This is a genomic window from Methanococcoides vulcani (assembly GCF_900111645.1).
Classification (GTDB): domain Archaea; phylum Halobacteriota; class Methanosarcinia; order Methanosarcinales; family Methanosarcinaceae; genus Methanococcoides; species Methanococcoides vulcani.
In genome coordinates, this window is the sequence record NZ_FOHQ01000007.1 from 49,987 (window position 1) to 62,800 (window position 12,814).

The 12,814-nt window shown below is 45.1% G+C and carries 11 protein-coding genes; 2 read left to right on the forward strand and 9 right to left on the reverse strand.

Annotated features, from left to right (window positions below):
- Window positions 1-75: 75 nt before the first annotated feature.
- Together hflX and BMX02_RS09935 are read left to right on the forward strand one after the other, a co-directional pair.
- A complete protein-coding gene (hflX, locus tag BMX02_RS09930) occupies window positions 76-1,323 on the forward strand; it encodes a GTPase HflX (RefSeq protein WP_091690532.1) in 1,248 nt (415 codons plus the stop codon).
- A 239-nt stretch (window positions 1,324-1,562) separates the two neighbouring features.
- Window positions 1,563-2,237, forward strand: a complete 675-nt coding sequence (locus tag BMX02_RS09935; protein ID WP_091690533.1) for a CehA/McbA family metallohydrolase — start codon at window positions 1,563-1,565, stop codon at window positions 2,235-2,237.
- A 52-nt stretch (window positions 2,238-2,289) separates the two neighbouring features.
- Here BMX02_RS09935 and BMX02_RS09940 read toward each other — a convergent pair whose 3' ends face one another.
- The 9 genes from BMX02_RS09940 to mcrB form a co-directional block, all read right to left on the reverse strand.
- Complete coding sequence (locus BMX02_RS09940; RefSeq protein WP_091690534.1) at window positions 2,290-3,309, reverse strand: AI-2E family transporter; 1,020 nt, start codon at window positions 3,307-3,309, stop codon at window positions 2,290-2,292.
- Window positions 3,310-3,386: 77 nt separating this feature from the next.
- Window positions 3,387-4,904, reverse strand: coding sequence for an ATP-binding protein (locus tag BMX02_RS09945; RefSeq protein WP_091690535.1), 1,518 nt, complete (start codon window positions 4,902-4,904; stop codon window positions 3,387-3,389).
- A gap of 126 nt (window positions 4,905-5,030) precedes the next feature.
- Window positions 5,031-6,158 carry a glutamate 5-kinase gene (gene proB / locus BMX02_RS09950; RefSeq protein WP_091690536.1) on the reverse strand — a complete coding sequence of 376 codons (1,128 nt, stop codon included), beginning with the start codon at window positions 6,156-6,158 and terminating at the stop codon, window positions 5,031-5,033.
- Window positions 6,159-6,180: 22 nt separating this feature from the next.
- Complete coding sequence (locus BMX02_RS09955) at window positions 6,181-7,530, reverse strand: glutamate-5-semialdehyde dehydrogenase (protein WP_091690537.1); 1,350 nt, start codon at window positions 7,528-7,530, stop codon at window positions 6,181-6,183.
- Window positions 7,531-7,821: 291 nt separating this feature from the next.
- Complete coding sequence (mcrA, locus tag BMX02_RS09960; protein WP_091690538.1) at window positions 7,822-9,540, reverse strand: coenzyme-B sulfoethylthiotransferase subunit alpha; 1,719 nt, start codon at window positions 9,538-9,540, stop codon at window positions 7,822-7,824.
- 14 nt (window positions 9,541-9,554) lie between these two features.
- Window positions 9,555-10,301, reverse strand: coding sequence for a coenzyme-B sulfoethylthiotransferase subunit gamma (gene mcrG / locus BMX02_RS09965; RefSeq protein WP_091690539.1), 747 nt, complete (start codon window positions 10,299-10,301; stop codon window positions 9,555-9,557).
- Window positions 10,302-10,313: 12 nt separating this feature from the next.
- A complete protein-coding gene (mcrC, locus tag BMX02_RS09970; protein WP_091690540.1) occupies window positions 10,314-10,916 on the reverse strand; it encodes a methyl-coenzyme M reductase I operon protein C in 603 nt (200 codons plus the stop codon).
- Window positions 10,917-10,922: 6 nt separating this feature from the next.
- Window positions 10,923-11,411 carry a methyl-coenzyme M reductase operon protein D gene (gene mcrD / locus BMX02_RS09975; protein WP_091690541.1) on the reverse strand — a complete coding sequence of 163 codons (489 nt, stop codon included), beginning with the start codon at window positions 11,409-11,411 and terminating at the stop codon, window positions 10,923-10,925.
- Window positions 11,412-11,447: 36 nt separating this feature from the next.
- Window positions 11,448-12,752 (reverse strand): coenzyme-B sulfoethylthiotransferase subunit beta, encoded by a 1,305-nt coding sequence (gene mcrB / locus BMX02_RS09980; RefSeq protein WP_091690542.1) that lies wholly within the window; start codon window positions 12,750-12,752, stop codon window positions 11,448-11,450.
- Window positions 12,753-12,814 lie beyond the last annotated feature (62 nt).

Below are 12,814 nucleotides of genomic sequence, written 5' to 3' on the forward strand. Positions count from 1 at the left end.
ATTCATCAATTGGTCTATCTCTTTATCGATAAACATCGGACAGCGTATCCGCATAATCCAATTCAAGGGTGTACTATGAAAAAAACCATTGTTGTCCAACGAAATGATCCGAATGCTGATGATGCCTCAAATGAGCGGAAGCTGGCAGAGCTCAAGGAGCTGGCGCATGCCGCTGATTATGTGGTTGTTGGCGTATTGGTGCAATCAAGGTATCCTGACAGGAAGTACCAGATAGGTCGTGGCAAGGTAGATGAACTCGCAGAACTTGTAGAGGCTCTGGACGCTGAGAAAGTAATTTTCAACAACCAGCTTTCAACGACGCAGATCTATAATATCTCCGAGACCTGCAAATGTGAAGTAATGGACAGGTTTCAGCTTATCCTTGAGATATTTGCTGCAAGAGCTACCACAAGGCGTGCAAAGCTGCAGGTGGAGCTTGCAAAATTACATTATGAGCTTCCTAAAGCAAGGTCCATCGTTTCCTTGCTGAAGAAAGAGGAACGACCGGGGTTTATGGGTCTGGGAGGCTATGAAGATTCTTATGAACAGGATATTAAGAAAAGGATCGTGAGGATCAGGGCCGAACTTCTGCATTCATGCAAGGGAAGTGAGTCACTTCGCAGTTTCAGGCATGAGAGGGGGTTTTCTCTTGTAGCTCTGGCAGGTTATACGAATGCAGGAAAAAGCACCCTTTTCCAGTCACTTGTGAAGGAAGGAACAATAGTTGAGGACATGCTCTTTACCACACTATCTCCTACAACACGTTCTCTCACGATCAATAAAAGAAGAATGCTTCTGACAGATACTGTGGGATTTATCGAAGACCTCCCATACTGGATGGTGGATGCTTTCAGGTCAACGCTTGATGAGATCTTCCTGGCTGATATCATTCTTCTTGTGGTGGATATGAGTGATCCTGTGGATGTTATCAGACAAAAGCTGGCAGTAAGCCATGATATATTCTGGAAGAGAACAGAGGGTGCTGTGATAGTTACTGCTCTTAACAAGACAGACCTGCTTCCGGAAGAAGATCTGCAGGAGAAACTAGATGTTATTAGCTATCTTGCTCCACATCCGGTTATGATATCTGCAATATCGGACAAAGGTACTGATGAACTTAAGCAGCTTCTATATGAGAACCTGCCAAAATGGGAACATTCCAGGATCTCCATTCCGATGTCCGAGGAGGGGATGTCCACGGTCTCATGGCTTTATGATGAAGGTATTGTGCACACTATCGAGTACGGGGATTCCATTCTCATGGAAATCGAAGCGAGGGACGAGATCATTCAAAAGGTGAAACCTTTCGTCATCTCTTCTTAATAATATTAAAAGAAGCTTAATAATCGTTCGTATTTATACGAAAGGTTTATATATGTTCGGGTCGTTTGTACAATTGCGAACGGGTTTCTTCATACATCCCCTAAGTACTACACCACAAATCCCCTATGTAATCGACTTGATTCACCCCGTTCGCTTTTTATCCTCCATTTTTATTTTTTGACCAATTATGCAAGGCATTCTTCAAAAACTTTATAACCGGAAAGCACAGCATTGTCTATATGCGTATTGATCTTCATGTCCACTCCTGTTTTTCAAAGGATAGCAACGCTGAAATAGATTCTATTCTTAAATTTGCAAAAAAAAATGGTCTTGACGGTGTTGCAATATGTGATCATGATACCCGAGAGGGCGGCCTTGCCTGTGCCAGAAGAGCAAAGGAGTTAGGTTCTGATATGATTGTGATCCCTGGCATTGAGGTCACCTCTTCTAAAGGACATATCCTGGTGCTTGCTCCTGATGGGGACATCGAATCAGGAATGACCCCTGAGAAGACCATAGAACGTGCAAGGGAGCTTGAAGGTGTTGTGATAATCCCTCATCCTTTCAAGATGACATCTCATGGTATCGGGTACGTTGAAGGGCTTGATATTGATGCTGTGGAGGTCCTGAATTCCAGGTGTGTGACCGGTGGTTCCAATAACAAGGCAAAAAAGGTGGCTAAAGAGCTTAGTCTCGCACAGGTAGGTGGAAGTGATTCACACGAAGCGAAGATGGTTGGTTGTTCCTACACTGAGGTAGATGCCTCGGAAAGGACATTGGAATCCGTACTTCAGGCTATACGTGATGGGAAAGTAACTTCCGGAGGACGAAGAACTCCTGTTTCCTATGTTGTGAAACAAATGATCGTGGGAACCGGAAAAAAGATAAAGCGTGCTTTCGGTATGCGCACATGATGTGGTTTTTGTATTGATATATCTATCTTTCAAAGATATCATCTATTAGATATCATTCCTGAAGATATTCTTCATTGAACATCTTCAATACCAAAAGGAATGTTGAGATCAATAATGGTCCTACTACGATACCTATGATCCCGAAGAGATAGATACCCACAAATATTCCGAGCAGGGATACGAAGGGGTGCATTGCTCCTACTTTTTTCTGAATTAAAGGTCTTAGGACATTATCGATATTGCTGATAATAATGCCCATTACAAGTATTGCAATACCTGCAACATAGTTCTTCAATGCAAATTGTATGATGGCTGCAGGGATCCATACAAGGGGGGCACCGACCACAGGCAAAAAAGACAGGATAGCAGTGACAGCTCCCCAGAGTGTTGCTCCTTGTATTCCTACCGCATAGAAGGTCAGGCCAATGAGAGCTCCCTGAAGGAGTGCTATCAACAGTGTGGCAATGAGGGTGGATTGTATGACGTTCTTGAGCTCTCTTAGAAGTATTTCAGTGTTCCTGTTGTTGAACGGGACAAATTCCCTGAGCTTATTATCAAACCCTGTGTTAGTGGATGTGAACAGGTAGTATAGCAAAAAGAACATGATGGTGAGGGAGATGATCTGTCCGCTGATGTTCTGCAGTGCTGATAAGAGGTACCTGCTCGTGTATGAACCTACAGTGGATGCGATGTTGACCACTTTTTCCTGGATGTTCAGGTCAGGTGCAATTTCATTCAGGTAGTTTATGTTCTCTGTGATGTCAACATAGCTAATGTTGGTGGCAATGCTGCTGATAACAATTTCGAGCTCTCCTACGATAGAAACGAACAGGAAGTAAAGTGGTATGAGCACCAGTATTATTGACATCATCATCACGGAAAGTGCAGATGCATCCTTCCGCAGTTTAAATCGTTCTGTAAGCAGGCAATATACCGGTTTGAATATTACATAAAGGATGAAAGCTCCCAGAAAAGCATTAATGTAGGGTAGCAGTGCGTAGCTTAGCACGATCGCAAGTATGATTATACATAGGAGTGCTAAAACCATCTTTACAGATCGTTCTTTTCTCATCACAATTCATCCAGTCTGATTATATTTATAGTGTTCGAACAGAAAAAAAGAGCATTAAGGGATAAAAAGATACGGGATCAAACAGGCAGCATAATTGTGAATGTTGTGCCAACTCCGACCTCACTTTCCACAAAGATCTCTCCCATGTGTGCTTCAATGATCTTCTTACAAATATGCAATCCGACACCAGTGCCTCCATATTTTCTTCGGGTCGATCCGTCTACCTGATAGAAACTGCTGAAGATGTTAGGTAAAAGCTCCTCAGGGATGCCGATGCCTGTATCTTTTATCTTTATTTCTAAAGTATCGTCGTAGGTGGAGGCAGAAACTGTGATCTTCCCTTTGGAAGGTGTAAACTTTATTGCATTATCCAGAAGGTGGGTAAACATCCTTTCCAGATGTTCGATGTCTCCAAGGATAGCAGGAAGGTTTTTCGGCACATGACTTTCAACTGTCAGTTCCTTCTTTTCTACATATAGGGCTCGATCCTCGAGGATATCCTCAATAAGTCTTGCCGGATAAAGTGGTATTATATTGTACTTGATGTTCTGGTTGCGTTCTCCGCTTACGTAAAGAAGTGAATCGATAAGATGTCGAAGCCTTTCAGAATTCCTGAGGACCGCATCCAGTGCATTTTTTTGTGAATCGTTTACTGTCCCCAGCTTCTCTTCCATTAATAGTTCACAAAAACCTTTTATGGATATCAGTGGTGTCCTGAGTTCATAATTAAGATTTGTCAGGAACTGGTCCTTTATATTATCGAGTAACTTAAGTTCCGTGTTCGCCTCTTCCATTGCGTTCTCTGCAAGTTTTCTCTCCGTGATATCATCACCGGAACTAATAGTTCCCACAATGTTCATTTCATCGTCCCGGAGTATGACGTCGTGCCAGAGTACCCATCTTTCGTCTTTATTTTTGGTAATGATAGGCTTCTCTGAGAACTCCGGAGGTTCAATAGTACCATTAATGACCCCTAAATACCCTTTCTTTATATCATCTCTGATGTATTCCGGTACAAAAACATCGAACCAGTTCTTTCCCATAACCTCTTCTTTTGAGTAACCAAGAACATCACAGGCTTTCTGGTTCACGAGGGTAACTCTGAAGTCCCTATCAACAACTCCGATAATCGAACCTGCGACATCAATATATCTTTGTACCTGATCCCTTTCTTTGACAAGCTCCTCGTGCAGATGACGCATACGAAGAAGTGAACGTACTCTTGTGGTAAGTTCCAGTTCATCGACAGGTTCTATGAGGATCTCATCTGCATTTGCCTTAATAGCATCTGTCTTTTCTTCACTTTCGAGGAGGGAAGTAACCACTATTACAGGCAATAGCTTGTTCCGGAGTTTTTTCTTTATTGTCTTGCAGACATCGTACCTTTCCATATCAGACAGGTCGCTGCCAAGAAGAATAAGTTCGGGATTTTCTTTTTCGACTAGTTCAAGGGCTTCATTGCCTTTAGTAGCCCTTATTATATCGTAGTCGGCTGAAAGAACAAGGCTCAAGCTTTCAACATCAGGATCATTTGCTTCTACAACAAGGATCTTTGATCTCTTGTTTCCGTTATGTTCCCTGGTACTCGTCTTCATTAATGCTCCTGTAGTATTCCATCAATAGGATGGTATTACAGTAAATAAAAATGTATAATAAGGTTATGGTCGTTCTTTTGTTTTGAAAGAACTATTATCTGGAAAATCTGATAAATACGACACTTATTACTTGAGAAGTCCTATATTCTCTTTCTTGATCACGTGGTCATAGTTCTTATATCCGAGGATATCTGCTATCACATTCGTCTGTTTACCTTTGATGGCTTCAAGTTCTTCGGATGTGTAGTCTGTGATACCTTTTCCAAATACTTCTCCATCACATTCCAGTTTTACTATGTCGCCTCTGTCAAAGCTGCCGATGACCTCGACAACACCGGATGGGAGCAGACTCATACTGTTGGAGATGGCCTCTTTTGCTCCAGGATCGACTATGACGGTTCCGGATGCTTTCCCAAGTATTATCCAGCGTATCCTGTTCTTGTGAACGTACTGGTTTGCAAGGAAGAGTGTTCCGATGGTTTCTCCGGCAAGTATCCTGGTGATGCTATTATCCACATTGCTATTGGCAATGACCATGTAGCAGCCGGCCATATTGCATATCTTTGCAGCTGCTATTTTAGTGCGCATGCCTCCAACACCTTTCATGCTGGTAGGGCTTCCGCCATAGCTTTCGATGGTAGGTGTGATCTCTTCCACGGTATTCAATAGTACAGCGTCATCATGCCTTTTTGGGTTCTTATTGAACAGGCCGTCTATATCGGTCAGCAGTATCAATAGGTCTGCTTCAGTCTTACTTGCAACCATTGCTGAAAGCTTGTCATTATCACCAAGTGTTGCCTCGATCTCATGAACACAGGTTGGGTCATTCTCATTGATGATCGGGATAACGCCGTAGCTTAAAAGTGTGGAGATACTGTTCCTGAGGTTCAGGTATGTTAACCTGTTAGTGAAAGAATCGTATGTCAGGAGTATCTGTGCCACGTTAAGGTCATGTTTGCTGAAAGCTTCCATCCAGTGCTGCATCAATACACCCTGTCCGACAGCGGCAGCTGCCTGGCGTACGGGTATCTCTTTTGGGCGGCAGTTCAGTTTCAGGATCTCTATACCAATTCCAATTGAACCGGAACTGACCAGTATTACCTTCTTCCCGGCATTGTGCAGCTCAGAGACCTGTGCTGCAACCTTTTCCATAAATTCAGTATTAAGGCTTCCATCTTCCCTGCTGATCGAAGTTGTACCTAACTTGATGACAATTTTCTTAGCATCACTCAGTATCTGTTGCCTGTTGATCAAAGTGGACACCTTTTTGTTATTATCAGTTGTTCAAAGCATCGGATAGTTTTCTATCGATTACCCTGTGAGTAAATGGCTTTGGCTCATCTCCGGCATAATCGGAGACCTTGTCCCCATTACCCAACAATACATATTTGTAAATGACAAGTCCTTCCATTCCTACCGGGCCACGTGAATGTATCTTGTTAGTGCTAATGCCAACTTCTGCACCTTTGCCATAGCGGAACCCATCTGCAAATCTGGTGGAAGCGTTTACCATGACACTTGACGAGTCCACAAGATCGATGAACTGCTTTCGTTTTGCTGCATCTTCTGTGATGATCGCATCTGTATGGTGGGATCCATAGCTGTTGATATGGTCGATCGCCTGCTTAATGGAGTCAACGAGCTTTACTGAAAGGATCAGTTCATTGTATTCTGTTTTCCAATCTTCATCGGTTGCCTTTTTGATGTTCTTCAGGCCAAGATTTTCTGCAATAACGTATGAATCCTCATCAAAACGAAGCTCAACTCCTGCTTCATCATACCTTTTCATCATTTCGGGCATGAAGTCCTCAGCTATTTCCTTGTTTATGAGCAGGGTTTCCATGGCGTTGCATACTGCAGGGTACTGTACTTTAGAGTCGAAGCATACATCATACGCTTTGTTCATATCAGCACTGTTGTCCACATAAACGTGACATATCCCATCTGCGTGGCCGAGTACCGATATCTTTGTATTGTCCTGTATATACTTCACGAATTCGTTAGATCCGCGTGGGATCAGGAGGTCAATATAATCATCAAGTGCGAGGAGGTCCATGACCTCTTCCCTTGTTTCCATGAGCTGGAACGCACCTTTTGGTATCCCTTCTGTATTTTCCATTGCCTTGACAAGTATATCGAATATTGTACGGTTGGAGTTCAATGCTTCGCTACCACCTTTGAATATGGTGGCGTTTCCACTCTTGAGGCAAAGTGACATGATCTGTGGGACAACATCCGGACGGGATTCGAAAATAACTCCTATAAGTCCGATAGGGCAGCTTACCTGATAAAGGTCCAGACCAGTGTCAAGTTCAAGCGTTTTCATTGTTCTACCGGAAGGGTCCTCAAGTTTGATAACATCACGAATGCCGCTGATCATTCCGTCGATCTTCGAATTGCTGACCTTAAGGCGGTCCACAAGTGCCTGTGAGAGTTTACCTTCAGCCTTCATTCTCCCGGCTTCTTCGAGGTCAGCGTTATTTGCTTCTATTATTCTGTTGCGGTTTTCGTCAAGTGCTCTGGCCATGGCTTCAAGAGCCTTGTCCTTTGTCTGAGTGTCTACACTTGCAAGTGTAATGGATGCCATTTTTGCTTCCATTACTTTCTTTTCTATCTCTGTAGCCATGAAGTGATCCCCTTGTAAAAAGATAATATAGTAATTTGTTCGAAGTTTTGTTTTTCAGGTCCGGCTTGAATGCTTTTGATGATGATTACTTCCCTGATATAATTATCGATTTACCTGCTTTCTTTTCATATTTGTAATATCCTGAAGGTGTCTCTGGTAAAACGGTTTCCATCAAACAAAGCTTTCGCTCATGAAAAAAATGTTATATCAAAATAAAAAAAGCGGACGATTATGTCCAGGTCAAAAAAAGATAGAAAAAAGCAGGCAAAGCCTGCCTTTTCAAATTTATGTTTATTTTGCTGGGATGATGAGTGATCTCTCACCAGCTGGCTCGAACTCTCTGATTGCGCCTCTTCCAAACTCTTTCCTTGGTGCGGTAAAGTCGAATGGGAGAAGTTCATCTGCGAAGCAGACCTTGATCAGTGGGTTGACTGCCCATGCATCTCCACGTCCTGCGTGTGCTGCTGAAGTGATTGCGGCGTAACCACCCTGGTGACCTACATTCATTGCGTAGTTAGGGTAGTTTGGACCACGGAGCTCAAGAGGCAGACCTTCGTCGGACTGGAAGGAGAATACGTTTGTAGCACCACACTGGTCCTGCAGGTCGAAACCGAAGAAACCAAGACGTCCGAGTGCTTCCTTGTGCAGGTACATTGAAAGGTACCATGCGGAAAGACCAGCGTTTCCGTTTCCGGTTGCGAGTGCTGTTGCACTACCTGCTGCTGCGGAAAGTACTGTTGCTCTCTGGGAACCACCGAAGTGGTCTTCGAGTGCGGTTGGGTACTTCTCGTAGTTCTCGATACCATATATCGTGGACTCTGTTGCGATGTCCTTGACAACATCCATTGTTGCCTTTACCTTGTTGTCGGTACCCTTGTTTGCTGCACCATCGTACTTGTCGTTGATGTAGTCAACGTTGTAGTAGATGTTGTCATCAAGGATGTTGTTGGTGTATGCAGCGGTTGCATACTGTGTGAATCCGACACCACCAGACATGTAGGAACCAAGCCAGATCTGATCGTAGAGCATACATCCTGCACCGACTACCTCAAGGGCTACGTGTGCTGGGTCTTCTGCGTCAACACGGCTTGTCTGTATGATATCTGCCATGTGACCGAAGGAAATTCCACCAGGCTCGTTTGGACCACGTGCACGTCTTGCTGGAAGCATATCTCCCATTGAGATAACACCAGCGTGCTTTGCTGCGTATGAAAGATCAGCTACTGCTGCTTCACCAGCACACATGTTGTATGCTGCGATGAAGGACATACCGACCTGCATTGCCATCCACCTTGAGGTCTGTGCACCATCTGTTGTTCTGCTTACAACGGTTGGGATGTGTGCTGCCTGCCAGGTTGTCTTTCCGATAGCTGCTTTGAGTGCTTCTGCCTGCTCTTCTGGGAACTGCTTGTTGATGTCAATGAGGAACTGGTCATCGATCTCATCTGCAAGCTCGTCGTCACCGGTGAAGATCTTACAGTAACAGTCATCTACAAGAGCTGGGTGTGTTTCGACCATGTGCTCCTGAACAACTGCTCCGCCAGGGAGTGCGTGGTTGAGCACTTCAAGGTAGTGGTTGATCGTTTCTGGTGTGACTTCTATACCGAGACGCTTCTCGAGTGTCTCGTGAGCCATGTCCATGCCGACGATGGTGGTTCTTCTGATGTCATCCCACATCTGCTGCATTGCAGCGTTGTTGACGTAGTGGAGGTCATCGGACTCGACCATGATGTCAGTGCCGGAAATGAATGATGGGGTAAGTGCTCTCTGACCGAGTGGGATACCACCGCAGTGCATCATTGGGTTGTAACCAACGAGTCCCCTCGCAGCTGCCATTTCCTGACCTGCTTTCTTCATCTCGACTTTTCTTGGGTTCTGGTCAACACCAAGACGGTAGTATGTCACTTTCTTGTCAGTGATCTCTCCGCCTTCCATCTTGTTGTCGCCGTGTTCTTTTGTGAATTTGACTTCCAATTCTTTCTGGAATAATCTCTTTCTATCATCTGCCATTTATCTCACCTCGATTACTCTGGCTTGAATCCATATGCGGTTCTCTTCTCAAATACTGTGTGGACCCATTCGATGACCTCTGCGTCATCTCTGAATGCAACATTGTCCACACGGTAGATTGTGGTTCTCTTGGCAGCCTCGTCCTCGGACATTGCTTTTCCAAAGTCGACCTTCTTGTCGATTGCCCTTCCTACCTGGTCCTTGTGCATGATAACTACGCCGTTCTCGAGGCGGCATCTGTCAAGCATGTCAAACATGATTCCATCTTCTGGGAGACGGAGTGAGTGACCGTGGACAGTTGCGCCACGAAGGCTTGCAAGTGCTGGACAGGTCATTTCTGTCTCGAGCTGGAACTTTGCAATCTCTTCCATGTCTCTCTCACGAGCTTCAACGACCTGACGACCGGAAAGTGTACCTGGATCGACACCTCTGTAGTTGATCGCTGCTGCGTAGGACCTGAAGTATGGTGTTGATGGTGCGTTGTACATTGAGTCGACGAACTGAACGTACCTTACCCTGTCACCAGCTTTTGCGCCTGGTGTTGGTTCGACCATTTCTCTGACTGAGCATTCTGGTTCACCCATCTCAGCGAGTGGTGGGTGTGTGCTTGGGTAGTCACTACCTGGTGCACGGTGTCCGAGTACTAATGTAAGGTCGTCGTCAGAGACTTCCCTGAGCTTTTCGACGTTTCCGGACATGTGCTTTCTTCTGTTTTCTGCAACGGATGTTGCACCTGGATAATATTGTGCTTCGTATGCCATATTATACACTCCTTAGTTATCAATAGATCTCATTGTGTTCTTTACGGATTTCACGAGTTCGTTCAACTTGTCTCTTGGACATGATTCCCCTCTTGTGACTCCTGACACAATATCCATAACTTTTCCTTTTGTTAGGGTCTCGTTATTTTTAGGCTTCACAAATTTGGTCTTAATTCCTCCCTTGGCAAAATCTTCAAAGTCGACATTTGTCTGACAGACGATTATTGCCGGGACCTCTGCATCCTTTAGAATTTCCCTTACTTTTTTTACCACATGGTCTCGTATGTTCCCTGTATGGATAACTGCCAGTTTATGCCTTGATATCTGCGCAACTTCTTCAGGTGTTATCCCGAATGCGCCTGATCTCATTGGTGTATCAGGTATACCTGATCCTGAGTTCAATACCAGAACACTGACCTGTATATCCTCCCTGCGCATGCCGTATGTGAGTTCACATATCGGTTTTGTGATGTGACGTCTGCCGGGACTCATTGCGACTGTGATGACATCAGGGCGTCCGGTTTCGGAAAGAGTGCCGCGTTGTGCAAGCCCTCCACCGCGTCCCAGGCCCATTCCATGCCTGCAGTCCACAACTTGTGTTTCCCGGTCAAACATTTAACATCATTCCGCTGGATTTAAGGTACAAATACGATTACCCACTTTGCCTTTTGGATCTGCCAGTCCGAGGACTGTTGGATCTGCTCCAGGACCACGTTTTGCATAGTCGGAGACGGTCTGCTTGTTTTGTAAGAAAAGTCCTTCTCTGAACTCGAGTCCCATCGGGAGTATCCGCTCACAAATTTCCCTGATGTTGTCTCTTATTTCTGAGTTGAGGACTTCCAGCCTTATGCGGCCAACGATCACAGCCAAGTTAATGTCCGTTTCACCGATACTGATCGTGTCACTGAACTTATGGTTGACATCCTGTCCTGTCGCAGGACCATATGGTACGGTCACTGGAAGTCTTGGGCCCTGTACGAATGCCCTTGTGATGCCTTCTATTTTGCTCAGTTCGACGAGTAGTTCCTGTGCGGTTTCCGGGCTGAGTAACCTTCGTGGAAATATCTCGATCTGTATGAGGTTCTCTGTGTTTGATGCAGAATCGACCATTATTGATTACCTTCAAGATCTGTTAGAGCTCTTGTATTAGAGTGCCCCTGCAACTGCTTTGATTGGCTCTCTGAATTCTTCGATTGAACCGAACACATTTCCAACAAGTCCTGATGTCTTCTCGATGGTAATCATCTGAGTACCTGCATCGAGTGAACATGCAGCGGATACACAAGGAATTGCGAATCCTCTGGAGTGTCTTGTTACAACGTGGTTACCATTGAAGATACCTGGTCCACCGCCACCATAGATTGAGTGGCTGAAGAAAGAGAATCCGACTCCAGTACCCTGTGCTCTACCCATGTCACAGCCTGGAAGACCTGTTTCCTTCTCGAGTATATCGTTGAAGTACAGGATGGTTGATGATACGTTCTGAGCTGCTCTGCCTGCTCCACAGTTTACGAGTGTAGCTGCGAGCTGACCTGCTGCTGCGTATGCGTTCCACATGGAAACGTCATTTGCCTTGTAGAAGTTGTATCCGGATGGTGCCTTGTGGTCGACCTCGATGATACCTGCTTCGATTGCCTTGTCGACAACTGTATTGATGACTGTACCGACTGTACCGGTCTTGCCGTTCTCTTTGACCATTTCGTAGACAAGGTTGTTAGCGTTAAGACCCTGGTATGCGAATCCGAGTAACTGGTGTCTCTCGAATGAACCTACTGCATTACCCATCTCGTACATACCTGCCTGCTCGTATATTGAGGAGAGTGCAGCAGCGTTGAGTGCCTTTCTGCCTGTGATAGCAGCGACGTGGTTGGTCATGATGTTCCTCAAGGAGAAACCGAGACCTTCATTCTGCTGTGGTATGCTGAGAATTGATGCAACGTTACCGCCGCTCATGTCCATGGTTTGTGGATAGCTACCCCAGACAGCACCCTTTACGAGTGGTGCATCGAACATGTCGGTGTTGTATGTGTCAATGATGGTCTGTACAACAGCTGCTGCACTTACTGTACTTCCTGAAACGAAGTCAGCACCAGCGTCTGTTCTTGAGCTTGGGACCTGCACAAGAAGCTGTTTTCCGCCACCGATCACTTTTACGTTTGTGTCGTCATCATCGCTTACCTTTACAAAGTTTGCAACAGACTCTGCGATAGCATCTGCGTTCCCTACGATATCATATTCAAGACCACGTCCGAGAATCTGACGTCCTTTACCACCATACTTACCGGTTGCGAGACCTTTCTCGATACCTGCAAGATTGATAGCAACAGTTCTCTTTGTGTCTTTGATGATCTTTCCGATTGCTGCATTTGTTGTTGGGGCGAGTGCCATTATGTCGACGCCGCTTTCCAACAGTGTACCTCTGTCGTCATATATGTCTATTTTGTCAGACACGATATTTCCTCCTAATTTTATTCCAGAAATCCCTATGGAAACCACAAATTTGAGCGTTGGCA